This is a genomic window from Labrys sp. HAY1-8F, assembly GCF_056754975.1.
The window spans coordinates 926957-949824 of sequence record NZ_JBPGWZ010000002.1; the positions used below are offsets into that span (position 1 = coordinate 926957).

Consider the following 22868-nt stretch of genomic DNA (forward strand, 5'->3'; position numbering starts at 1 on the left):
TTGGATGGTCGATCTCCAGATCGACCATCTTGGAAGCACCGTCGCGCAGGAGAGGAAGAAGGTCGATCTGGAGATCGACCCTCCAATCCGCGCTTATCCTGCTAAAGAAAGTGCCCGCGCCCCCGGAATCCCCTCAATCCTTGGCGCGATCCATGCGCATCAGCAACTGCTCGGTCTTGGCGTCTTCGATGCGGATGTGCAGCCGGCCGGCCTCCTGCTGGTCCGTGCAAGGTCTTGATCGGCGTCACGCAGGTCTGGATCAGCATCACCGTGCCCATGGCCAGACAGGCCTTGATCCAGGCCGAGGCGGGTGGCAGTCGGCGCACCATCGCCAATCGCACCTTGATCGCGCTCGCCAATGGCTATCTGGATTTCGCCGCCGAGCATGGCGGGCACTGGCACGCCCTCTTCGACTTCCGCCTTCCGGACGGCCAGGACCTGCCGGAAGACCATTTGTGCCAGCAAGATGCGCTCTTCCAGCATCTGGAAGCCCCGCTCGCCGTGCTCCAGCCGGGTCTGCCTCTTTCCGAAAAATCTCTTCTCGCCCGCTCTCTCTTCTCGGCCGCCCATGGCATGGTGCTGCTCGGACTGGAGGGCAAGCTGGTGCAGTTGCCCCTGCCCTATCTGCGCGAACAGGTCGCCCTGGTAGTCAGCGCCATGGGCCGCGGCCTCGAATGCAGCTGAGGGCTTGTTCCTCTGCAGGCGTCAAAGCAAGCCCAATCGCCTCGCAACACGCCTGCGCTGGTCGATGATGGTGTGCCGATAGAGGGAGGGCTCCAATCGAAACTCTGGTGAAATCGGCCATGTCATGCCTGCAAGATCGAGCATGGTCTGGGCATTGCTGCCCATCTTGGACATGCCGGTTCCCCCTTCGCCGAAGCGAACCACCACATTGTCGCCAAGCCGGACGATCTGGCCGTTGTTGGGGCCGTTGACGCCGCGGGCGCAAGGCCAGGCGCAGACCACATCTTCGAATGTCAGCCCGCAATCGGGCGTGAGGATGCTGAGTATGCTCGCCAGCGCGCTGATGGCGTAGCTTCTGCTGTAGACAGGCAAGCCGATGACCCCGCCGCAGGTCAATTTCATGACGAGATGGCTGGACGTCCGCCCGACCTCGACAAAATGCGTCTGCTTCATGCCGGTGAATGGCAGATTTCTCACCCTATCGGGATCGGTGATCCGAAACAGGAGCTGCGACGAAACCCCGGTCGCGATGGTCTGATGGGGTACCGGCAGGTCGAACCGAAGGCGATCCGATAGGCGAGACAGTGCCGAGCCCCCCCGATCATAGTGAAAGGTCGCTGTCGGGCCGAGGGAGAGACATAGATGGTCTAGGGCAACATGCGTGCGTGCGCCTGTCTGGAGATCCTCTAGCGCAATCGCAGCCGCTCGTGGCATGCCTTTTTCGTCCCTGTCGAAATAGACAGAAGTCAGGCGTTGCCGATGCCGGCATTCGATGCCGTGCCGCTGCATCGCCTCCATGCAGACGCGATCAAAGCCGTGGCGAATGCAGCCATTGCCCAGGAAGAGGTCGCCGGACACCACGCGCTCCAGGATGCCAAGGCCATAAAAGCGCTGCAGGCCAGCGGCATCGAGCTTTTCGACGGCAAGGCCGACGTCCTCCGCAAGCTCCCTGTTATCGACCAGTGAAGCGTCGTGGTTCTTGCGGGAGAGATAGAGGAAAACAGCGCGGGGTCCGTCCTGGTCGAGACGCAGTCGGATCGACAGCCGCCTTTCGATTTCGCTCAGGATCCGTGTCGAGACCTTGCTGGCCAGGCGGCTCTTCACATGATCCGTCTGCAGTCCGAGAAGCTTGCGAAGGCGCTGTACCAGACCATGCCACTCATTGTGAAGATAGACGGGCAGGTCCCGCAACCGAACGCCACGAGGCCACAGGTCGACCTTCTTGTAGTCGAGGTCGAGGGCGACCGATGCATCCTTCTCGCCCAAAATCGTCCGCTTGAGGGCGGTCGCCAGGATGCCAAGCCCCGTATTGTCGAGCTCGGCATTGAGCGCATTGGCGTGATTGACATGCTCGTAGCTCGCCGACCCGCTCTCATTGGATTGCTCAGCGCCATCGAGGACGAAAATCACCTCCGAAGCCTCGGCCTGATCTGTCTCCAGGCCGCTCAGGAGAGCCCCGATCTTAGCGGCGGGGCCCCCGACGAAAATCGCCCTCGGCCGACAAGACCCCGCCTCCCGCGCCGCTCGGTGTTCCCCTACGAGGCGCCGCACTTCCGCGGGAGCCTGGTCCAGTCGTGCAATGAAAACCTGGTTTTCTCCCCTCACCCTTACGCCTCGAAGGGCGAAGGCAGGCTGGTAGGGACTTTCGGAAACCAGGGAGGGACTGGCCTCGACCATGGCCTCATAGGCCTGGCGTACGCGAGAAGACGGATTTACCCAGACGGCCTTGCCCGCGAAATAATCTCCTTCCAGTAGATAATCCAGGAACCTGTCGCCGGCGGGATTGGCATGCGTCATTGCCTTCCGCAGATGGTCGAGCGAAGGAAAAGCTGCCCTCGGCATCGCATTGAAAAAGGACTGAGAAGCCTCAGGCGTGGGCTCGTCGCGATCGAGGTCGGGAAGAGTGAGTTCGGAAGGCATGCTGCGATCTGCGAAGACAGGAAAATTGTACCTTCATGCAATATCGCTTTCTACAGCCGCAAGTAGAACAATCTGCAAAGCACCACCCGGATCGCGACATCCGGATGGCTAGGCCGGCTGATGCGGGGATATCGACGACAGCCCGGCTGACGCAAGCCGATACTCGAACGACGATTAGCGCCAGTTCCTCGATCCGGCCTATCCTTCGACTTATTGTGGCAGAGCCAGCCTGCCCGATCCCAACGCCGAGATAATGGCCCAGCCGAAACCCGCCGGAATGCTATTGCGATGGTTCTTGCCCGGCACCACCAGCGAGCGGATGCTCAGGCCCGGAAAGCCGCGTTCTCGCAGGCGCGCCTCGAACGCCTTCATGCCGCCGACCATATCCTTGGTATAGCCGCGCCGTCCCGCATCGTAGCGGGAGACTTCGTCGCCTCCGACATACATCAGGACCTCGGCCTTCAAGTCGCTGTTGGCCTTGGCATAATCGGCTTCGATCGCCAGGATGGCCTGATCGCCGAACCAGAAAGAAGGGCTGCCGAGCATATAGGTCGCGAACAGGTCGGGCTCCGTCAGCAGGATGCGCATACCGAGCAGGCCGCCATAGGAATGGCCCCAGTAAAGGCGCCGGCCGGGATCGGCCCGATACTGCCGCTCGACATAGGGGATCACGGTCTGGCGCAGATAGAGCTGATAGGCGCTCGCCCCGCCATAGGCGGTGTCTCCGGGCTTGAGGGCAACCGGCGTGTAGTCGCGCTTACGGCTCGCCTCCAGATTTTCGCCCTTCGCATAGGAAAGACCGACGATGATGGGATCTTCCCGCAGGCTCCCTTCACCGTAGAGTGCCCTCACCTCACAGGCCAGCGGCCTGACAGCACGGCCGCCATCGGCCAGATAGAGAACGGGATAGAGCTTGGCCGCGGCCGCGTCATAGCCGGAGGGCAGGCTGACCTCGATGTCATAGGATCGGCCCGAGACGGGATCGGGCACGGATTGGGTGAGGATGCCGCCGGGATCGCATGAGCGCCATTTTCCGGCCTTGCCTTCGGCGGCTTCGATGGGAGCGCTCAGGCAGGCGGCGATGAGGGCGGCCAAAGCGAGCACGAGAGGAAAACGTGATCTTCCTGAATCACATTTTCTCTTCAACCCTTTGTTTTGACGTCGTTTCTCAGCCAAGTCGCCCCTCCGCTCACCCGCCAGCGAGTGCGGAGGTGATGGCCCAGGCAAAGCCCGGGGGAATGGTGGTGCGGTGGTTCTTGCCCGGCACCACGAGAGAGTGGATCGTCAGGCTTCGAAAACCGCGAGATTTCAAGAGCTTCTCGAACGTCCTGACATCGCCGACCATATCCTGGGTATCGCCGCGCCGGCCTGGATCGTAGCGGCTGATCTCGTCGCCGCCGACATAGATCAGGACATGGGCCTTCAGGTCGCGGTTCGCCCTGGCGTAGTCGGCCTCCATCGTCAGGATGGCGTGATCGGCGAACCACAAGGACGGGCTGCCGAGAATATAGGAACGGAAGAGGCCGGGTTCGGTCAGCAGGATCCGGGCTCCGAGAAGCCCGCCATAGGAATGGCCCCAGAACAGGCGTCTTCTGGGGTCGATCCGATAAAGGCCCTCGATCACGGGCATGACGGTCTTGCCGAGATAGGCCTGAAAGGCCCCGGCTCCGCCATAACCAGGCTTGTCGGCAACCGGCGTGTAGTCGCGAGCCCGGCTTACCGCAAAGCCCTCGCCCTTGGCATAGGACAGGCCGACGAGGATAGGTTCTTCCGCCAGCTTGCCGTCGCGATGGAGCTTTCTGACCAGCCGGAGCGCCTCCTGGCGCCGCGGTTCCTTCGACAGGCAGGTTGCGGACGCGGCAAGGTGGCCGCCATCGGCATAATACAGCACCGGATAGCGCTTGGCGGGATTGGCCTGGTAATCCGACGGCAACGTGACCTCGACATCATAGGATCGGCCCGAGACGGGATCGGCGATGGAACGGATCTGGGTGCCGCCTAGATCGCAGCCCGTCGGGGTGCCGTCCCTGGCCTCGGCTGACATCGCGCCGAGCACCACCAGGCCGGCGGCCATCCAAATTCTTGCGTGAAAAAACAATGACGCAGTATCCAAAATTACAGTTCAAGCAATTGCTTAAGTCGTCATAAGGAGCTGGCCAGCTCGAACGCCGCGCATCGCCCGAAAACCGTTCCAGCCGCCAATCTACGGCTTCATATTGGACTTCACGGCCTCGACCAACTGCTTCATCGAGAAGGGCTTAGGCAGGAAGGCGAATTCCTCGCCCTCAGGCATGTTCTTGGCGAACGCCTCTTCGGCATAGCCGGAGACGAAGATGATCCGCGTCGTCGAATTGCGCTTGCGCATTTCCTTGAGCAGGGTCGGCCCATCCATTTCGGGCATCACCACGTCGGATACGACGAGATCGATCTCGTTCTCGCCTTCGTCGATGATCTGCAGGGCCTCGATGCCCGAACCGGCTTCGATGACCTCGAAGCCACGGGCCGTCAGGGTGCGGGCAGAGAGCGCCCGCAGGGCCTCCTCGTCCTCGACCAGCAGGATGCGGCCGCGCCCGGTGAGATCGGGCATGTCCTTGGTCTTGGCCGGTGTCGACCCAGCCTGGCCCGGCGGGGTGTCGGCCTCGACGCTGGCTGCCTTCGCCAACTCGATCATACGCGGCAGGAAGATCTGGAAGATCGTACCCTTGCCCTCCACCGAGTGCACGAGGATGGAGCCGCCGGTCTGCTTGACGATGCCGTAGACGGTTGAAAGCCCGAGGCCGGTGCCCTTGCCGACATCCTTGGTGGTGAAAAAGGGCTCGAAGATCTTGTCCAGGACGGCCGGCGGAATGCCGCTGCCATTGTCCTCGACCTCGACGGTGACATAGTCGGCCGGCGGCAATTCGCTGCGATCGAGGGCGCTCGCCTCCGAGATCGGCACATTGCGCGTACGGATGATCACCTTGCCGCCATCGGCCATGGCATCGCGCGCATTGACGGTGAGGTTCATCACCACCTGTTCGAACTGGTTGACGTCCACTTTCACCGGCCAGAGATCGCGGCCATGCACGACCTCCAGCGCGACTTTTTCGCCGAGCAGGCGCCGCAGCAGCATCGACAGGTCCGACATCGCGTCATTGAGGTTCAGCACCTGCGGGCGCAGGGTCTGCCGGCGCGAGAACGCAAGCAACTGGCGCACCAGATTGGCGGCGCGGTTGGCGTTGCTCTTGATCGCCATGATGTCCTGGAAAGCGGGATCGCCGGGCTTGTGGCTGCCGAGCAGGGAATCGGCCGCCAGCATGATCACCCCGAGCACATTGTTGAAATCGTGCGCTACGCCGCCGGCAAGCTGGCCGACCGCATTCATCTTCTGGCTCTGGGTGAACTGCTCCTGCAGCGTGCGCTGCTCGGTGGTGTCGATCATATAGACGATCGCTGCTTCCTTCTCGTTCTCGCCGCGATCCACGGGCGCGAACCAGAAGCGGGCGGAGCGGCTGCCCTGTCCGGCCAGGGAAGCCTCGGCCGGTTCGATGTCGCCGCGGCCGGCCATGGCGAGACGGGTCAGTTTGCTCAGGCCCTCGCGGTCGCGCTCGACCACGGCCTCGAGCAGGGAATGGCCCGGTGCGTCGCCATTGAGGGACTCCTTGAACAGGCGCATGAAGGCCGCGTTGGTACGCACGATCCTGGCGTTTTCGTCAATCGTCGCAATGGCCAAAGGCGAGTTGTTGAAGAAGCGTGCAAAACGAACTTCCGCCGCTCGCAAGCCTTCTGAAACGTCGCCGCCCGGCCCGCGATAGATCACCAGGGTCCGCGAGGGGCCGGGCTGGCCATCGGCGGCGAAGGCGATCTTGTGGAACAGGCGCACGGGCATGATGGTGCCGTTGCGGCGCCTGAGATCGATGTCGAAGATCTTGGTGCGCACGCTGCCCGGCTCGCTGGCCTGCGTCACCACCAAAGCGCCGGCATTGCCGGGCGCGATGTCGGCCAGAGTCAGGCCGCCTGTGCCGAACTGGGCGAGGTCATAGTCGAGCCAGCCGGCGAGCGTGGCGTTGAGATAAACGATCTCGCCCGAGGGATCGGCGGAGAAGAAGCCGGCCGGCGCGTGGTCGAGATAGTCTATGGCGTGCTGCAGTTCCTGGAAGACGTTTTCCTGGCGCTCGCGCTCGCGCGTGATGTCGGCAACGGTCCACACCGTCTCCCCTGCACCGGAGGGGCGTGCGATCGGACGCACGCGCACGCGATACCAGGAGGCCGTTCCGGAAGGCGGCGCCGAGGCGATGCGAAATTCCTCGGCGAGGCGCTGCCCGGCCCGGGCAGCCTGCGCCAGGCGATAGGTCGCCTCCGAAACGTCGGGGTCCCCCGTGAAAGCCCGCTCCACCGTGCGGATGTCCTGCTCGCCCATGGCGCCGGTCAGCGTCAGATACGCTTCGTTGGCATAGATGATACGGCCATCCTTGTTGGTGACGAGGATGCCTTCCGGAGAATCGTCGGCGATCAGCTTGGTGAGGTCGTTGCGGGCGATCGAGCTCTGGCCGAAATGGGCGATCCCCATCGCCCAGGCGAACATCGCAATCATGCCGACGATGGCAAAGACGGCCAGGATGCCGAAACTGGCGACCTTGCCCCAGTCATAGGGCAGCAGCGACACCCCCACGGCGATGAGGATGATCACCGCGGCAAGCGCCAGCACCCAGAAGATGCCGCTGGGCCGCTCGCTGCGATCGACTGCGGCGCCGCGTGCCGCCGCCTCCTCGCCTTCAGCCATGTTCAACCCCACCGCGCATCGTCAAAGGGCGATTCGCTCCGGCGAACCGCATAATGGTCAGTTTGGCTTAGCAGTTCACATTTCAAAATGTGTTAACCTCGTTGACCAAAAATATCGTGGTCCCTTGCAGCGTTTCAGCTCCGTCCAAACGCATGCTCGACCATGGTATATCCTCAGCGAAACGGCTGAGAGGGAAAACAAATCCGCCCCTTTTGCGGCATTTCTCCGAATTTTTGGCCAATTCCAAGGGACAAGCCTTAGTTTTGCGACTTTGCTGTTGATTCTTGCACGTTAACCGTCTTCTAAGAAACCAGCCCGGAAAGAGTACTGGTCGTATCAGGCTGCCATCCCCTATCGGCACCGGACCAGATCTAAGGAAATGTATCGATGGATTCGTTGAACTCTTGGCTGCCCGCGCAGTTGTTCGCCTTGGCTGGCCTGCTGGTGGTGGGAGTCGTCCTGATGTTCATCTGGCGCACGCTCAACCGGCCCCAGCTCGGCGGCGGCGTCAAGGGCGGTCGGCAGTCGCGGCTCGGCGTGGTGGATTCCTATGGCGTCGGCGCCCGTCAGCTCGTGCTGGTTCGGCGTGACAATGTCGAACATCTGATCATGATCGGCGGCCCGAACGACGTGGTCGTCGAATCCAGCATTCTGCGCGCCCGCTCGGCCGGCCAGGCTCAGCGCCCGGCTTTGCCCGGTGCAGCAACGCCGCCGGTGCAGGAGCGTGCGACTGCCGTCGCGGCCCCACCGCGGCAGGTCGAGGAAGACTTCGCCCGTCCGACCTCGGTCGCTCCCCCGCCTGTCGCCAGGATCGATACGCCAACTCCGGCACCGGCCACCACGGCGGCCAGCAGGACACCCACTGCCCCCCCTACCCTGGCCGCTACCACGACCCCGGCGCCTTCGACCACTTCCGCAACCACTTCCGCCGCGCGTTCGGGCGTGGTGCCCCCGCGCGAGCCCGGCTTCTTCCAGCGGGCCACTTCGCGCTTGCCGAATTTCGGCCGGGCCGCCGCTCCTGCAACGACGCCGACCCCGGCCGCACCTGCCGCACCGGTGACCGAAGAGCCGCGCGCCACGATCGATACCGCGCATTTCGAGGAGCTTCTGGCCGACGAGACGACGACGCCGGCGCCCAAGCCAACGGTATCGGCCGCACAAACCACGCCAGCCCCCAAGCCCAAGGCTGACCTTGACTTCGAAATCGCGGAGGGGCTCGATCTCGAACCCGCGCCCGAAACGCAGGAGCCACCGCCTCCGACCACCACCGCACGCCTGACGCTGCCCGAGATCCGTCTGCCGGATCTGCGCTTGCCGGAATGGCGTCGCCCCGAGGCCACACCCGCTCCCACGCCTGCACCGCGCCAGGCGTCGGAGCTTCGGGTCGAACCTCGTTTCTCCGCCGATCCGCGTCCGGCCAGCGAGCCGTCGCACGCTCCCAGTGGCCGTATCGAACCCTCGCTGGGAACGCCGGCGCCACGCGCCCAGGCCGAGCCGACGCGTACGGAACCCTTCCGGGTCGGCGAAAGACTGACGACGCCGACCCGCCCGGCCACCACACCGCCGGCGCCCGCCTCGAGCACCCCGGCCGCACCGACCGCCACTGCGGCACCGACGCCGGCGCCAACACCGGCTCCCACACCAACGCCGCCTCCGGCTCCAACGACTACCCCGGCTCCAGCCGAGGTCGAAGACCCCTTCGCCAGCCTCGAGGAGGAAATGGCGAGTCTCCTGGGGCGAAGCCGAGACGACAGCAAGAAGTCCTGAACGGACAAGCAAGCAACGGGCGGATCTTCCGCCCGTTTTCTTTTGCTGCCCTGAACACGAACCGGACGCGCGAAGAGGCTCGTCGATACGCGCGCCAATGGGCGGCCTATCTGGAGGCCGAGATTTGGATGTGCATGCCCGCGGAGAATACGGGCAGAGAAATCCTCACCTCCGGCTCAAACCGGCCTGGTTTGATCTCCCACACCGTCTGACATATGGCTTGCACATTTCGTGCCGGGGCCCGAATAAAGCGGTCTCGTGCTACGTCCGTCTCAATAAATCTGGTTCCCCTCGCCATGCGTTCCTTCTTTGCAGACCTCAACGGCCAGTCGGCCGGCATGGGCGTGCTTACCGCTGTGGTCGGCTATACCAGTTCGGTGGCGGTGGTGATCAACGGCATGAGCGCCGTCGGTGCATCGCCAGGCCAGATCGCCTCGGGCCTTGCCACTTTGTGCGTCACCATGGGCCTGTGCGGTGCCGGCTTGAGCCTCATGACCCGCATGCCGATCTCGACGGCGTGGTCGACGCCCGGCATGGCGCTGCTGGCGAGCCTGACGGCGCCGGCCGGGGGCTATCCCGCGGCCGTGGGCGCCTTTCTGATCGTCGGCGTGCTGATCATAATCGCCGGCTTGTGGGCGCCACTCGGCAAGCTGATCACGCGCATTCCCCGTCCTATCGCGGGCGCGATGCTGGCCGGCATCCTGTTCAAGCTCTGCCTTGCCCCGATCACCGCCCTTGGTCAGGTGCCCAAATTCGCCATACCCGTGGTGCTGACCTGGCTGGCTGTGGGTCGCTTCTACCGTCTGTGGGCTGCACCCGCGGCCCTTGCTGTCGCCTTGGGCGCCATGGCGTTCGATGGCCCGGCGAGCACGCTGCCCCTGGCTCTGCCGTCGCTTGAATTCGTTGCCCCAAGCTTCGATTGGCAAACACTGATTTCGATCGGCCTACCGCTCTTCGTCGTCACCATGGCCTCCCAGAACATTCCGGGCCTGACCGTGCTGGCGACCTATGGCTATCAGCCGCCGACAAGGCCGGCCTTCCTCGCGACCGGGGGCGTATCGGCGCTCTCCTCCCTGCTGGGGGCTCCCACCATCAACCTCGCAGCGATCACCGCCGCCCTCTGCGCCGGTCCCGATGCCCACACCCAGCCCGAACGGCGCTATACCGCCGCGGTGGTAGCTGGGCTGTTCTATGCGACGATCTTCTCGTTGCTGTCGGCGATCGCCACTGGCCTGGTCACGGCATCCTCGCCGATCCTGATCGAAGCGGCGGCGGGACTGGCCCTGGTGAGCGCTTTCGGTGCTTCCCTGCTCGGCGCCGTGCAGGAGGAAAGCCAGCGCCTGCCGGCGCTTGCGACCTTCCTGGTCACCGCATCCGGCTTCAGTCTGTACGGCATCGGTGCCGCCTTCTGGGGCCTTTGTGCGGGGCTTGTCGTGACCATGCTCTATTCCACCGCAAACAGAGGCACGACAAAGGCAAAAAAAAGCGCTACATAGACATGCGATGTTCCACGTGTCTCCACAGGGCTGAGAGATGCGGGACGCTAGGGCTCATCTTGTATGCAAGCCTCAGCGTGATGAGTTCCGGCCGGCTGACAGGGAAGCCGCCCGACGCTCCAATCGCCGAACATTGAAGCGGTCTGTCCGCATCACACGAGCTGGCCGGCATTTTTATGCCGCACCAGGATTGTGCTTGAGCTGCCATGATCATTGTTGAGATACCCTGGATCGATCCCCTAGAAGCCGCGGCCGCCATGGCCAGCCAGCCGCGACTGGCCCTGCTCGACAGCGCCATGCCGCATGCGACGCTCGGGCGGTGGTCCTATCTGGCTGCCTCCCCCTTCGGGCGGTTCAAGGTCGTCGACGGCGTTGCGCGCTGGAACGATGCCGCCATCGACGGCAAGCCGATGGAGGCCTTACGCCATCTGCTGCGGCAGCATGCCCGCCCCGCTATGCCGGGGGCGCCTCCCTTCACAGGCGGTGCCATCGGCAATTTCGCCTATGAGGCAGGTCATCTGTTCGAGCGCTTCGGATCATCGGTTCCATCCGCCGCTCCGGGCACCCCGCAGATCGACTTGCCCTTCTATGATCGCCTCCTCGCCTTCGACACCATCGAGAAACGCGCTTTCGCCATTGCGCCGGACCGGGCTTGCGCCGAACGGCTCGTCGAGGGCCTCCAGGCCCAGCCTCACCGGGCGTCGGCGCCGCGCGCACTGACCTGGCACGACAGCCGCAGCCGGAGCGAGTACGAGGCCGAGGTCGCCCGCGTGGTCGGCTATATCCGCGACGGCGATATATTCCAGGCCAATCTCTCCCATCGCTTCAGCGCAACGCCCCAGCACGGCGCCGACCCGCTGGCGACCTATCTCGCCTTGCGGCGGTCCAATCCGGCACCATTCGCCGCCCTGCTGGTGGACGGTATCAACTTCATCGCCTCGACCTCGCCCGAGCGCTTTTTGCGTCTGAACACCGGCCAAGATGCGGGGTTGGTCGAAGCCAGGCCGATCAAGGGCACCAAGCGTCGCTGCACCCATCCCGCCATGGACATCGCCATCGCCCAGTCGCTCGCCCGCAGCGAGAAGGACCGGGCCGAGAACATCATGATCGTCGATCTCCTGCGCAACGACCTGTCACGCGTCTGCGAAGCCGGCAGCGTCGAGGTTCCGATGTTGTGTGGCATCGAAACCTATGCCTCGGTTCACCACCTGACCTCGGCGGTGACGGGCCGCCTGAAGGCGGGGCTCGACGTCACCGACCTGATCGCGGCCACCTTCCCGGGCGGCTCGATCACAGGGGCGCCGAAGATTCGCGCCATGGAAATCATCGGCGAACTCGAGCGCGAGCCGCGCGGTGCCTATTGCGGTGCCATCGGCTGGATCGGCTTCGACGGCGCCGCCGATCTCAACATCGCCATCCGCACCCTCAGCTATGACGGCAAGGAACTCTCGGTACGGGCGGGCGGCGGCATCACGCTGCTCTCCGACCCCTTTGCCGAGTATGACGAGACGCTGGCCAAGGCCGAGCGGCTCATCGCGGCCTTCGAGGATGCCTCCCGCGCGGAGGAAGCGGCATGATCCTGATCGTCGACAATTACGATTCCTTCGTCTTCAACGTCTCCCGCTATTTCGAGGAGGCCGGTGCCAAGACCCATGTCTCCCGCAACGACGCCGTCTGCGCCGATGACGTCGTCAGCCTGGGTGCCAAGGCGCTGGTGTTCTCGCCGGGTCCCAAGGCACCGCGCGATGCCGGCGCTTCGCTCGACCTGATCAAGCTGTTTTCCGGCAGACTGCCCATTCTCGGCATCTGCCTCGGCCATCAATGCATCGGCGAGGTCTTTGGCGGGCGCACCGCCCATGCTCGCACTCCCATGCATGGCCGCGCCTCGCGCATCGAGCATCAGGGTGGCGGCCTGTTCGCCGGGCTGCCGCGCCCCTTCGAGGCCGCGCGCTATCACTCGCTGATCGTCGAGATCGACGAGGATGGTCCGCTGGAGGTCACGGCCCGCAGCGACGAGGGAGAGATCATGGCACTCACCCATCGCCAGCACCCCACTTTCGGCGTGCAATTCCATCCCGAATCGATCCTGACGCCGCAAGGACATCAGATCATCCGCGCGTTCCTGGATCGCGTGCAGTGAGTTTCCTTCTTTATCGTCTCCTGGCGGACGGCACGGCCGACGCCCCCCAAATCGATGCCCGTCAACCCGACGTTCCTTGGGTCAACGCCCTCGATCGTGGCTTCCAGCTCGGCGACGGCGTGTTCGACACCATGAGTTGCTTCAGGGGCCGTCCCTTCGCGGAAGGACGACACCGCGCCCGCCTCATCCAGCACGCGGCCGCCATCGGCATCGATGTCGATCCGGCCCGGTTGCAGGAGGCGCTCGGCGGCGTGATGGATGAGCTGGGCGAACGCCATGCCATCGTGCGCACCACGGTGACGCGAGGACAGGCAGCCCGGGGCCTGTGGCCGCCACCGGGCAATCCACCCACCATCCTGGTGACGGCGCAGCCTTGGGGTCCGAGCCTCGTCGGCCAATCCGCATGCCTGTGCGAGGCCGGGCTGCCGCGCAACCAGTTCTCGCCGCTCGCCCGCCTGAAATCCCTCAACTACCTCGAAAACATCCTCGCCGCCCGCCGGGCCACCGAGATCGGCGCCGACGATGCCCTGATCCGTAATCTCGACGGCAATGCCGTCTCAACCACCATCGCCAACCTCTTTGCCATCGTCGACGGCCGGTTCGTCACGCCCCCCTGCGCCGATGGCTGCCTCGACGGCGTCATGCGCGCCGTGCTGTTGGAAGAGGCGAAGGCCCTCGGCTTCGATATCAGCGAGACCAGTCTTACACCGCCCCTGCTCGACCAGGCCGAAGCACTGTTTCTCACCAATTCCGTGCGCCTGGTTCGGCCCGTCATTGCGCTGGGCAATCGGAGCTTGATCCCGTCCCCCGCGCCGCCGAATCCATCAATCGCCTCTTCAACGCCCTCCTGGCCCGCATCGAATACGACACCGGCATGCGCCTTGAGGTTGCCCTTCCCATCCAGTGAGCAAAGTTCCATGATCTACGTTGCCCTCGGTGCCAATCTTCCGTCCTCCGAAGGAGCTCCCCGTGAGACCCTTCGCCGGGCAGTCTCTGCCCTGGCCGCCCGCGGATTGACGATTTCGGCGCGCTCACGCCTGTTCCTGACCGAACCCGTGCCCCGCTCGGACCAGCCCTGGTATGCGAACCAGGTCATCGCCGTCGACAGCGCCCTCCCGCCCCATCAGATTCTCTCCCTCTTGCTCGAGGTCGAATTGCAGTTCGGGCGTGAGCGCAGCGAACGTAATGCCGCACGCACGCTGGATCTCGATCTGATCGGCTATGGCAGCGAAGTCATCGACACGCCAGACCTAGTCGTGCCGCACCCGCGCATGCATGAACGCGCCTTCGTGCTCGCGCCGCTCGCCGACATCGCGCCAGGCTGGCGCCATCCCGTCAATGGCGAAACCGTGAGCCTGATGCTGGCGCGCAGCGATCGCGCCCATGTGCGTGCCCTCAGGACGGTGCCGCTGCTGATGGGGATCGTCAACGTCACGCCGGACTCATTCTCCGATGGCGGGCGCTACGACAGCGCCGAGACGGCCATCGATCATGCCCGCCAACTCATGGAGGAAGGTGCCGACATACTCGACATCGGCGGTGAGTCGACCCGTCCGGGCGCCGCCCCCGTCGACATCGAAACCGAGTGGCAGCGCGTCGGCCCGGTGATCTCAGCCCTAGCCGAGGAGGCCAGGCGACGCTACCGCCTGATCTCCGTCGATACCCGTCACGCCGAAATCATGGCCCGGGCGCTCGCAGCCGGCGCCACCATGATCAACGACGTCACCGCCCTGGACGATCCAGCCAGCCGCAGGGCCGTGGCTGGCCATGATGCACCCGTGGTGCTGATGCATATGCAGGGCGATCCGCAAAGCATGCAGGTCAACCCTGTTTATGCCGACGTGGTGAAGGATGTGTGCGCCGAACTGAGCTTCAAATGCGAGCGCGCCATCAAGGATGGCATCGCCGCATCGCGCCTGTGGCTCGACCCGGGCATCGGCTTCGGCAAGACAATGGAACACAATCTGGCCCTGCTCGACGCCACCCCGCAATTGCGCGCGCTCGGCTTCCCCGTGCTGATCGGAGCCTCACGCAAGATCTTCATCCGCGGCGTCGATCGCCATGGTCCGGCTTCGGAACGCGTAGCGGGATCGGTTGCCGCCGCTCTCTCTGCCGCCCAGCGCGGCGCCGACGCCGTACGCGTCCACGATGTCGCACAGACGCGCCAGGCCCTGGCTGTGTGGAGCGCCGTCGAGGGCCAGGCGATGAGCTGATCCAGGTTTCAGACGACCCGCCGCAACCGTGGCTGGCGGTCAAAGAAACGAAAGAGAAGCAGGCCGGCCAGGAAGCCGCCTATGTTGGCCGGCCAACCGGGCATCACCTGCGAAGTGGTTATAATCAGCGGGCTGACGGCGTTCCACGCCGTGATGAAGGCGAAGACGGCGAGCCAGATGCGCACATTCTGGTCCGCCAGAGCGTCCCGCAAGGTCCAGGCCGGCTTGCGAAATGCCGCACCGCCGGCGACCCGAAAAGCCGCCATGGCCGACCCGCCCTTGAACAGGAAATGGATGGAGGCTGCGAACAGGCCCGACAAGCCACCGCCTGCCCCAACCATGGCTGCTGCACTGCCCCAGTAGAACAGCAGGCAGGTGAACGAGCCTGCGACGGTACATAGCGCTGTAAAGGCCAGGAACCGCCAGGCTCCGAAGCGCCAGGCCACTGCTGCCCCCAGGATCAGCATGGCTGCGCCATTGATCATCAGCGTGCCAGGATCGGACTGAAGGAAGAAACAGGTCAGGAAGCCGGCAATATCGGCAAGGTGCCCCCCGGGCCAGGCAATGCTCTCTCCGATCGCGGGGTCGTAGCGCAGGGGGGTGAAGGCAAAGATGCCGACCAGCCAGGCACTCCAGCTGACGGGCATCACGGCCCGTGCAATGTGAACGGCGACGATGAGGCCGGTGAGCAGCAGGACGACCGCCGGCACGTTAAAGGCCGCTGGCGGATCGATATTGCCGCGCGATTTCAATGACAAAGAGGTGTCTCCTAAAGCAAGGAGGAAGCCATGACCATCCGCCCCGCCTTTCTTAACATCGATTCGGCACCATTAACCTTTTGTTAACATTAATAATTCGTTTCCAGGCGGTAACCATCCTGCCCTCTGCCCCCCTCTCCCCCGCCGGTGCTATCGTCACCTCCGAGCCCGCCTATGGCGGGCTGGAGCGACGTTCGAACGAAGGTCGTTCGTGATGATTGAAGCGAAGGCATGGGCCGATCCCAAATCGGAACATGCCAATAGCGTCCAGTGATCCGCAAGGAACCACAAAGACGCTCTAGCCAATCCGTCGGATTGGCTTGGAAACAAGGAGTTAGAGCAAATAAGCGTTCAGCCATGAACGCGCTTTGCTCAAAGCGTTTTACGATTTAAAGGCAGCGCCAAAAAAATCGCAAAGACGCGTCGAAACAAGGAGTTAGAGCAAATAAGCGTTCAGCCATGAACGCGCTTTGCTCAAAGCGTTTTACGATTTGAAGGCAGCGCCAAAAAATCGCAAAGACGCGTCGAAACAAGGAGTTAGAGCAAATAAGCGTTCAGCCATGAACGCGCTTTGCTCAAGGGGCGGCTGACCAATGAAGAATACGGCGACACGCGACCTCTATGGCTATTGGGATCAGTTGCGCGGTCAGCGGCCGGCCCCCGAACGCGTCGACATCGATCCGGCCGCCATCCGCCGGGTTCTCGGCGATACCTTCATCGTAGAGATCGACAAGAGCCGCAGCTTTCCTTTCCGCCTGGCCGGAACTCGCATGTGCGCCCTGCTGGGCCAGGAGTTGCGCGGCGCTTCGTTGCTGGACCGATGGGCTGATCCGGCTGCCTTGGCGGAGTTGGTGACGGCGGTATCCTTCGACCTCACGGCGCGGGTGATCACGCTGAGTGGCAGCACGCTGCAAGGCCATCGTCTCGACTTGGAATTGCTGCTTCTGCCGCTCCATCATCGCGGCAAGGCGAATTCGCGCATCCTCGGCAGCCTTACCCCGGGCGAAACACCCTATTGGATCGGCCTGCATCCCATTTCGCGTTTCGATATCGTCGCGGTGGAAGAAATCCCGGCGGCTTCCCGCATCCAGCGTCGCTCAGCCTTGCCCAGCGGAGCCCGGCGCTATGGCCATCTCACCTTGGTCGAGGGTGGCAAGGCTACCGCCTGATCAGCAGAATATTTCTTGGTTCCGACGCGTTTTTTACCGACAAGTCCATCAACTACTCTGGAAAAATGACTTAGTGCAGTCGATGGGCCTGATCGCGCAGGGAACCTGCCCGGCTGCAGCGAAGCAAGGCACCACCCACGCCATCATCGGACAGACGGTCGCGAATGGTGGTAAAACGATCCAGCTCGTGATGATAATCGTCGGCGAGGGCCTGCCAGTCCTCGACCTCTTCAACCTCGTCGAGCCGTGACGCAGCGAAGCGGTCCGCTGCGGCTGCCATATCGGCATAAGCCAAGGCCACAGGCGAAGTGCGGAACAACGTGGTTTCGTTCAGGGAAACTTCACCGGTATCGAGATCGCGAACCTGGACGAGAAAGCCGTCAGACTGCGCGATGACTTCGTAGCACCAGCCCTGCCCTTCTGTACTTGCGATCAACATGGCGTCCTCCATCCACTCAACTTACGGCCATGATGCCAGAGCGGTGAAACTTCGAAGTGCCATCCTGCACACGTCATGGTTAACGCTCGATAACGAATGACGGACAGGTAAGCGGCGATTACGTGCCATAATGACGCATGGTGTGTGACTATAGCGTGAACACGCCTTGCAGCTTTGTTGCAACCGGCCAGGATGGCCTTTCGGCTCACACGAGGCCGATGGTGCGCAGCTCGCGCTGGAGCTCGATGGGCAGGTCGGCATCGGCCGTGCCGGCCTTGGCAAGATCCTGCGGTGCATCGGTCGCGCTGAGATAGCGCCAGCCCTGGAAGGGACCGCGCGGACGGGGATCGACCGCGACGACCACCGGATCGAGCAGGATATCGCAACGCGAGATGCCGTCCTCGTCACGGCGCGCACGCAAATCGGTGATGCGCTGGCGGCAGGAGACGATGCCCTTGATCACCCAATAGAGCGAGCCGCCACCGAGGATCGCCTCGCGGTTCTTCGGCATCATCCGGGTGGTGTGGATCTGCTCGCCCGCCAGGCGCAGGCGCAGGGCGATCCACTCCTCGAGGTCGGCGATCGATTCGGCGCCGACGCACAGCTTAATCAGATTAAGGCTCATCACACTGAATCAATATCGACGATCGTTTCGGTTTCTTCGAGCGCGGCCGCTTCCCATTCACGCCACATCGGCGTCGCCATCGCCGCATCCATATAGCGCCGCACCGCGGCCGGCACCTTGACGTCATAGGCGTGCAGGCGGTTCACCACCGGTGCCCACATGGCATCGGCATTGTTGAACTTCGCGCCGAACAGGAAATCGCCGCCACCACCGAAGCGTGTGCGGCAATCGATGATGAGATCGACCACCCTTTCCACACTCGCCTGGGTTTCGTCGTCGAGCGCGATCGCCCTCGGGCGGCGCTTGATATTCATCGGACAGTTGCGGCGCAGCGGCAGAAACCCGGCATGGATCTCCGCGCTGATGGCACGGGCGTGAGCCCGGCTCTCGCGATCGTCAGGCCAGAGTTCCGGCGCGATCTCGGCCAGATATTCGAGGATGGCAATGGATTCGTGCACCATAATGTCGCCATGGATCAGAATGGGCACCTTGCCGGCTGCCGAGGTCGCCTTGATCATCGCCGACGTTTCGGGATGACGCAGCCAGATGATCTGTTCCTCGAAGCTCAAACCGGCCGACTTTGCCGCAAGCCAGGGACGCATGGACCAGGAAGAATAATTCTTGTTGCCGATGATCAGTTTCAAGGGGCGTACTCCAGCACCGGCCGCACCATGCCGCCTCCTGCACGGGCGCGCAAACGGAGATTTGCCTCCGTCAACATACCGTATGACTGCTCAGTTAAACGACCCTGGTGCCAAACATCCGGTTGCAAGCCGGCGGGAGCGCCTTCATTGTTCGATCCACGAACTGCAACGCGTCTGAGAGTCGTACCCATGAAGAAAATGCTCGTGCTTGCCGGCCTGCTCACCCTCCCCCTCGCAAGCTGCGTCACGCCAGAGGGCGGTTACGCCGACCGCCCCTATTATAGCGACCCTGGCTATTACGGTGGCGGCTATTACGGCGATCATCGTCGCGACCGTCGCGATCGCTACCCAGGTCGCCCACGCCCCGGTCGGCCGATTCCTGGGGAACCAGGTCCCAGTACAGGCCCCGGCACGGGTCCGGGACCGACTCCAGGCGGTGATTTCAGCTGGCGGAACGCCCCCTCCGGCGGACGACCTCCGATCACCTCGAATGTTGGCGGTTCTCCCGGCTTGTCACGCCCTGGCTGGTCTGCACCCGCCCCTCGGGTCGAGAGCCCATCAGCGGCTCCTAGCGCGCCGCGGGTCGACAGCCCTTCACCAACTCCCAGTGTGCCAGCCGGTGCTGGTCCAATCCGCAATTGCCCCCCCGGTACAGCCGGCTGTTGAACAAACACCGACCCCGGCAGGGCAAGCCTTCCCGGGTAATCCCAAACCAACGGCCGCTTTGTTCAGCTTAGGCTTGGAATTTCAGGCTCATAGAGCGGATTCCGTTTCATGGCGACGGAAGCCGCTCAGCAAAACTTTAGTAGGGAAGCGCCGCTTCCGTATCCAGATCGTGAGTTCAATGGTAGACAAGGACGCTCTCGAACAGACGGCGCTGCGCCTGATCGCAACTTTGCCGGTAGGCAAGACCCTCGCCCCCTCTGACATTGCTCAGGAGGTTGGAGGCAAGGCTGCCGATCAATGGGGGCCGCTGATGCAGCCGCTTCGTCGCATCGTCGTGCGTCTGGCCAAGGAGGGCCGGCTGATGATCTATCGCAAGGGCGCTCCAGCCGACCCTGACGACTTCAAGGGCGTTTATCGACTGGGGCCGGTACGGATCGATTAGACATTGCAGAGGGCGCCTGGAAGCTCCCTCTGTCGACATACGCAGCCTCAATTGGCGGCGATGCTGCCTGTGGCGACGTTCTGAGCCAGGAAGTCCTGCCATTGCTGCTCGGACCCTGCGAAGGCGTTACGGTCCACCTGCCCTTGGACTCCCGGCACTGAACCGGTGGCGGTATATTGCCAGAAGGCCCAGGAACGCTTGCCATAGCGCTCGGAAGGATGGCCCTTCACCGAGCGCACCCAGAAGGGATAGGCCTCCAGTTCACCGGTCAGGATTTCGCGATGGAAATCCACCGTGGTGTAGATGATCGGCTTCTTGCCGTAGAAGCGCTCCATCTCGCGTAGGAACACCGCCATGTCGGCATGGATCTTCGGGGCGGGCGGACGCAGCTTGCAGGTCGGCGAAAGGTGATTCCACTCCATGTCCAGAACCGGCGGCAAGGCGTCGCTTGCCGGTGGTACATGGGTCTTGAACCAGGCGACCTGATCCTCCACCGGCCGGCAGAAATAATAGAAATGATAGGCGCCTGTCGGTATGCCCGCAGCGCGGGCTCCCTCCCAATTCGCCCTGAACTTGTCGTCGACGCGGTCGCCACCTTCCGTCGCCTTCAGATAGGCGAAGCGCACGCCGCCCCGGGCAGCGGCATTCCAATCGATAATGCCCTGATATTTCGAGACGTCGATGCCATGCACCGGAAACTTGTTCGCCTCGGGGTAGGCCTGCTGAACGGTCGAGCAGGCACTGAGCACCAGCACACCCGCTGCAAGAAACCCGTGCTGGATGAAGCGCGACAGCGATCGCATTGTGAAACCCATTATGAACGGCCATTCCGTCTGGCGCAAAGCGCGTCCATGACTGAACGCTTGTTTGCTCCAACTCATCGTTTCCAAGCCAATCCAACGGATTGGCTAGAGCGTCTTTGCGATTCAAGGTGAGTCCGTCGAATCGCAAAACGCTTCGGCACTTCAACGACTGGAAACACAGGATAGAGAGAGAAGCTTAACCGCATCTCACTGTCGACAAAAATCTTTGAAGACTCGCCTCGCAAAGTGCTTATCAGGCGAATCATTCCCCCATTTTCGGTCGTACCCGTCATGAAAGTCTTGGCCCTAAGCAGATGTCTCCTGATCGTGCTCGTGGCGCGATCAGGAGACATCTGCAAGATATCAAGCATTTGCAGAGTATCCTGGCGAGACCCGCGGACGAGCCTCGCCGGGATACTCTGCCTGGCTGCTGCGCTCGCCTGCGCCCTGCCTGCATCCAGCCTCGCGGGTTGCCCGCCGGAGGCGCTGGGCGTGTCGCGTACGCTGCCTGTCGGCACCGTGGGCGGCGGCGCGGTCGGGCTCAAGACCTATCCCCAGACCTTGCTGCTGGCGCCGGGAGAGGTGGTTCTGACATTCGACGACGGTCCCATGCCCGGACGCACGGAAAAGATCCTGGACACGCTTTCGGGCCAATGCGTGAAAGCTACCTTCTTCATGATCGGCCGCAACGCCGCTGCCGCACCCGCCCTCGCCGCCCGGGTCGCGAGGGAAGGACATACCGTTGGCTATCATTCGATGACCCATCCCATCCTGCGCCGCCTGTCCTTCGAACGAGCTCGAGCCGATATCGAGAACGGCTACCGTGCCGTCGACAGGGCCGTCTGGGGTGCGGCGGGAGAGCGTCCACACCAGCCCTTCTTCCGCTTTCCCGGCTTTGCCGACTCCCCAGCCCTCAACCAATGGCTGGCCTCGCTCGACATCGTGGCGTTCGGCGCCGATCTGTGGGCAAGCGATTGGGAGCCCGAAACGCCACAGGAGGAACTCAAGCTGGTGCTCGGGCGACTCGAGAAGAACAAAGGCGGCATCGTGCTCCTGCACGACATCCAGCCGCGCACCGTGGCGATGCTGCCTCAGTTTCTCCAGGAACTCAAAAGGCGCGGCTTTCGAATCGTGCATATCGTGCCCGGCCCCGGTGAACTCGAAACCAAACCTGCTCCCGCCGGCTGGTTCTCCCAGACCGAGCGCATCCTCGCCAACCAGGGCAAGCCTGTTGGCAAGGCCCGCCGCGCCGCGCCGCAATAGACTCCAGCCAAACAAAAAGGCGATCCATCGCTGGATCGCCTTTCCGGAGCCTTGCTCTAATTTGGTGCGGTCAAGAGGACTCGAACCTCCACTGGTCTCCCAACTACCACCTCAAGGTAGCGCGTCTACCAATTCCGCCATGACCGCGGTTGCTGCACAGGGCCGATCCGAAGACCGTGTCGCCATGTGAAGCGGCGCATCGTCTAACAGATCGATCACAGGGCAGCAAGGGCAATTCACGCTTTTCCTGCACTTCGCATGCAAGCCCTTGTCGAAGCCCCAAAATCCGCCGATATGAAGAGCCTGTCCACCCCGATTGGAACCGATCCAGTGACCAGCCGCAATGCCCTCGACCATCGTCTCCTGCCCGGCAGCGATTCTCCGCCAGTGGAGTGGCAGGTGATCGCGGGCCTCAGTCCCTATGAGGAAACCGTCGCTGCGATGGAGGCCAGAGCAGGTGCAATTGCGGACGGGGTGGCCGGCGAATGCGTCTGGCTGCTCGAACATCCGCCACTCTATACCGCCGGCACCTCGGCCAGGCACGAGGATCTGGTCGCTCCCGACCGGTTCCCGGTGCACCAGACCGGGCGCGGCGGGCAATACACCTATCACGGCCCCGGCCAACGCGTGGCTTATGTCATGCTCGATCTCAAGCGCCGCCGACAGGACGTGCGGCGGCTGGTGACGGCGCTGGAAGCCTGGCTGATCGAAACGCTTTGGGCCTTTCACGTGCGCGGCGAACGCCGCGAGGACCGGGTCGGCGTCTGGGTTCGGCGCCCCCAGCGCGGCGAAGGTGCCGAGGACAAGATCGCCGCCATCGGCATCCGCCTCAAGCGCTGGGTCTCCTTCCACGGCATCGCTATCAATGTGGAACCCGATCTCGAGCATTTCTCCGGCATTGTACCCTGTGGCGTCCGCGACCACGGCGTGACCAGTCTGGTCGATCTCGGGCTGCCGGTGACGCTGGAGGATGTCGACCTTGCCTTGCGCCAGACCTTCGAACCGATCTTTGGAGAGACGCGCCTGTCGAGGGCAGATATCGAATCGGGAAATGCCGCCAAGGCATTGGTTTGAGCG

At 63.3% G+C, this 22868-nt stretch carries 20 protein-coding genes and 1 tRNA gene; 11 read left to right on the forward strand and 10 right to left on the reverse strand.

Going from position 1 to position 22868, the window contains the following annotated elements:
* Positions 1 to 4 precede the first annotated feature (4 nt).
* Both ACR9ZN_RS13310 and ACR9ZN_RS13315 read left to right on the forward strand, forming a co-directional pair.
* A complete protein-coding gene (locus tag ACR9ZN_RS13310) occupies positions 5 to 238 on the forward strand; it encodes a hypothetical protein (protein WP_454814319.1) in 234 nt (77 codons plus the stop codon).
* Positions 235 to 684: a TetR-like C-terminal domain-containing protein gene (locus tag ACR9ZN_RS13315; protein ID WP_481272421.1), complete on the forward strand. Its 450-nt coding sequence runs from the start codon at positions 235 to 237 to the stop codon at positions 682 to 684. Before ACR9ZN_RS13310 ends, ACR9ZN_RS13315 begins: the two co-directional genes overlap by 4 nt.
* A 21-nt stretch (positions 685 to 705) precedes the next feature.
* Here the strand turns inward: ACR9ZN_RS13315 and ACR9ZN_RS13320 are convergent, their stop codons facing one another.
* From ACR9ZN_RS13320 to cckA, 4 genes are all read right to left on the reverse strand, one after another.
* Positions 706 to 2604 carry a hypothetical protein gene (locus ACR9ZN_RS13320; protein WP_481272422.1) on the reverse strand — a complete coding sequence of 633 codons (1899 nt, stop codon included), beginning with the start codon at positions 2602 to 2604 and terminating at the stop codon, positions 706 to 708.
* 210 nt (positions 2605 to 2814) lie between these two features.
* A complete protein-coding gene (locus tag ACR9ZN_RS13325) occupies positions 2815 to 3708 on the reverse strand; it encodes an alpha/beta hydrolase (protein ID WP_481272423.1) in 894 nt (297 codons plus the stop codon).
* 85 nt (positions 3709 to 3793) lie between these two features.
* Entirely contained in the window at positions 3794 to 4678 is an 885-nt protein-coding gene (locus tag ACR9ZN_RS13330) for an alpha/beta hydrolase (protein ID WP_481272424.1), read from the reverse strand.
* Positions 4679 to 4807: 129 nt separating this feature from the next.
* Positions 4808 to 7366 (reverse strand): cell cycle histidine kinase CckA, encoded by a 2559-nt coding sequence (gene cckA / locus ACR9ZN_RS13335; RefSeq protein WP_481272425.1) that lies wholly within the window; start codon positions 7364 to 7366, stop codon positions 4808 to 4810.
* A gap of 387 nt (positions 7367 to 7753) precedes the next feature.
* Between cckA and ACR9ZN_RS13340 the strand changes: the two genes are divergently transcribed.
* The 5 genes from ACR9ZN_RS13340 (at position 7754) to folP (ending at position 14982) form a co-directional block, all read left to right on the forward strand.
* A complete protein-coding gene (locus ACR9ZN_RS13340) occupies positions 7754 to 9133 on the forward strand; it encodes a hypothetical protein (protein ID WP_481272426.1) in 1380 nt (459 codons plus the stop codon).
* Positions 9134 to 9429: 296 nt separating this feature from the next.
* Positions 9430 to 10629 (forward strand): benzoate/H(+) symporter BenE family transporter, encoded by a 1200-nt coding sequence (locus ACR9ZN_RS13345; RefSeq protein ID WP_481272427.1) that lies wholly within the window; start codon positions 9430 to 9432, stop codon positions 10627 to 10629.
* Between the two features lie 206 nt (positions 10630 to 10835).
* On the forward strand, positions 10836 to 12206 hold the full coding sequence (gene pabB / locus ACR9ZN_RS13350) for an aminodeoxychorismate synthase component I (protein ID WP_454814331.1): 1371 nt from the start codon (positions 10836 to 10838) through the stop codon (positions 12204 to 12206).
* The gene (locus ACR9ZN_RS13355; protein ID WP_481272428.1) at positions 12203 to 12769 is read left to right on the forward strand and encodes an anthranilate synthase component II; all 567 of its coding nucleotides are present in this window, start codon (positions 12203 to 12205) and stop codon (positions 12767 to 12769) included. The genes pabB and ACR9ZN_RS13355 overlap by 4 nt, the downstream gene beginning before the upstream one ends.
* Complete coding sequence (gene folP / locus ACR9ZN_RS13360; RefSeq protein ID WP_481272429.1) at positions 12766 to 14982, forward strand: dihydropteroate synthase; 2217 nt, start codon at positions 12766 to 12768, stop codon at positions 14980 to 14982. The genes ACR9ZN_RS13355 and folP overlap by 4 nt, the downstream gene beginning before the upstream one ends.
* Before the next feature lie 8 nt (positions 14983 to 14990).
* Here the strand turns inward: folP and ACR9ZN_RS13365 are convergent, their stop codons facing one another.
* Complete coding sequence (locus ACR9ZN_RS13365; protein WP_454814335.1) at positions 14991 to 15740, reverse strand: rhomboid family intramembrane serine protease; 750 nt, start codon at positions 15738 to 15740, stop codon at positions 14991 to 14993.
* Between the two features lie 593 nt (positions 15741 to 16333).
* Between ACR9ZN_RS13365 and ACR9ZN_RS13370 the strand changes: the two genes are divergently transcribed.
* Positions 16334 to 16909 carry a PAS domain-containing protein gene (locus ACR9ZN_RS13370; protein ID WP_454814337.1) on the forward strand — a complete coding sequence of 192 codons (576 nt, stop codon included), beginning with the start codon at positions 16334 to 16336 and terminating at the stop codon, positions 16907 to 16909.
* A 70-nt stretch (positions 16910 to 16979) separates the two neighbouring features.
* Here the strand turns inward: ACR9ZN_RS13370 and ACR9ZN_RS13375 are convergent, their stop codons facing one another.
* From ACR9ZN_RS13375 to ACR9ZN_RS13385, 3 genes are all read right to left on the reverse strand, one after another.
* Entirely contained in the window at positions 16980 to 17348 is a 369-nt protein-coding gene (locus ACR9ZN_RS13375; protein WP_434956934.1) for a hypothetical protein, read from the reverse strand.
* A gap of 205 nt (positions 17349 to 17553) precedes the next feature.
* Positions 17554 to 17973: a DUF1489 family protein gene (locus tag ACR9ZN_RS13380; RefSeq protein ID WP_481272430.1), complete on the reverse strand. Its 420-nt coding sequence runs from the start codon at positions 17971 to 17973 to the stop codon at positions 17554 to 17556.
* Positions 17973 to 18617 (reverse strand): glutathione S-transferase, encoded by a 645-nt coding sequence (locus ACR9ZN_RS13385; RefSeq protein ID WP_434956936.1) that lies wholly within the window; start codon positions 18615 to 18617, stop codon positions 17973 to 17975. The genes ACR9ZN_RS13380 and ACR9ZN_RS13385 overlap by 1 nt, the downstream gene beginning before the upstream one ends.
* 844 nt (positions 18618 to 19461) lie before the next feature.
* Here ACR9ZN_RS13385 and ACR9ZN_RS13390 point away from each other — a divergent pair.
* The gene (locus ACR9ZN_RS13390) at positions 19462 to 19725 is read left to right on the forward strand and encodes a DUF3253 domain-containing protein (RefSeq protein WP_434956937.1); all 264 of its coding nucleotides are present in this window, start codon (positions 19462 to 19464) and stop codon (positions 19723 to 19725) included.
* Between the two features lie 47 nt (positions 19726 to 19772).
* On the opposite strand, the gene ACR9ZN_RS13395 is transcribed toward ACR9ZN_RS13390, so the two are convergent.
* A complete protein-coding gene (locus tag ACR9ZN_RS13395; protein WP_434959654.1) occupies positions 19773 to 20519 on the reverse strand; it encodes a glycoside hydrolase family 25 protein in 747 nt (248 codons plus the stop codon).
* Positions 20520 to 21020: 501 nt separating this feature from the next.
* Here ACR9ZN_RS13395 and ACR9ZN_RS13400 point away from each other — a divergent pair.
* On the forward strand, positions 21021 to 21791 hold the full coding sequence (locus ACR9ZN_RS13400; protein WP_481272431.1) for a polysaccharide deacetylase family protein: 771 nt from the start codon (positions 21021 to 21023) through the stop codon (positions 21789 to 21791).
* Between the two features lie 62 nt (positions 21792 to 21853).
* Here ACR9ZN_RS13400 and ACR9ZN_RS13405 read toward each other — a convergent pair.
* Positions 21854 to 21938: transfer RNA gene (locus tag ACR9ZN_RS13405), tRNA-Leu, on the reverse strand.
* A 147-nt stretch (positions 21939 to 22085) separates the two neighbouring features.
* On the opposite strand from ACR9ZN_RS13405, the gene lipB reads away from it, so the two are divergent.
* On the forward strand, positions 22086 to 22865 hold the full coding sequence (gene lipB, locus ACR9ZN_RS13410; protein WP_481272432.1) for a lipoyl(octanoyl) transferase LipB: 780 nt from the start codon (positions 22086 to 22088) through the stop codon (positions 22863 to 22865).
* Positions 22866 to 22868 lie beyond the last annotated feature (3 nt).

What these genes read in the sequence shown, in the direction of transcription:
- cckA (WP_481272425.1), bottom strand. Translation starts at nt 7,366, where the DNA reads ATGGCTGAAGGCGAGGAGGCGGCGGCACGCGGCGCCGCAGTCGATCGC.
- ACR9ZN_RS13355 (WP_481272428.1), top strand. Translation starts at nt 12,203, where the DNA reads ATGATCCTGATCGTCGACAATTACGATTCCTTCGTCTTCAACGTCTCC.
- ACR9ZN_RS13345 (WP_481272427.1), top strand. Translation starts at nt 9,430, where the DNA reads ATGCGTTCCTTCTTTGCAGACCTCAACGGCCAGTCGGCCGGCATGGGC.
- ACR9ZN_RS13390 (WP_434956937.1), top strand. Translation starts at nt 19,462, where the DNA reads ATGGTAGACAAGGACGCTCTCGAACAGACGGCGCTGCGCCTGATCGCA.
- ACR9ZN_RS13340 (WP_481272426.1), top strand. Translation starts at nt 7,754, where the DNA reads ATGGATTCGTTGAACTCTTGGCTGCCCGCGCAGTTGTTCGCCTTGGCT.
- lipB (WP_481272432.1), top strand. Translation starts at nt 22,086, where the DNA reads ATGAAGAGCCTGTCCACCCCGATTGGAACCGATCCAGTGACCAGCCGC.
- ACR9ZN_RS13330 (WP_481272424.1), bottom strand. Translation starts at nt 4,678, where the DNA reads ATGGCCGCCGGCCTGGTGGTGCTCGGCGCGATGTCAGCCGAGGCCAGG.
- ACR9ZN_RS13375 (WP_434956934.1), bottom strand. Translation starts at nt 17,348, where the DNA reads ATGTTGATCGCAAGTACAGAAGGGCAGGGCTGGTGCTACGAAGTCATC.
- ACR9ZN_RS13380 (WP_481272430.1), bottom strand. Translation starts at nt 17,973, where the DNA reads ATGAGCCTTAATCTGATTAAGCTGTGCGTCGGCGCCGAATCGATCGCC.
- pabB (WP_454814331.1), top strand. Translation starts at nt 10,836, where the DNA reads ATGATCATTGTTGAGATACCCTGGATCGATCCCCTAGAAGCCGCGGCC.
- ACR9ZN_RS13370 (WP_454814337.1), top strand. Translation starts at nt 16,334, where the DNA reads ATGAAGAATACGGCGACACGCGACCTCTATGGCTATTGGGATCAGTTG.
- ACR9ZN_RS13310 (WP_454814319.1), top strand. Translation starts at nt 5, where the DNA reads ATGGTCGATCTCCAGATCGACCATCTTGGAAGCACCGTCGCGCAGGAG.
- ACR9ZN_RS13320 (WP_481272422.1), bottom strand. Translation starts at nt 2,604, where the DNA reads ATGCCTTCCGAACTCACTCTTCCCGACCTCGATCGCGACGAGCCCACG.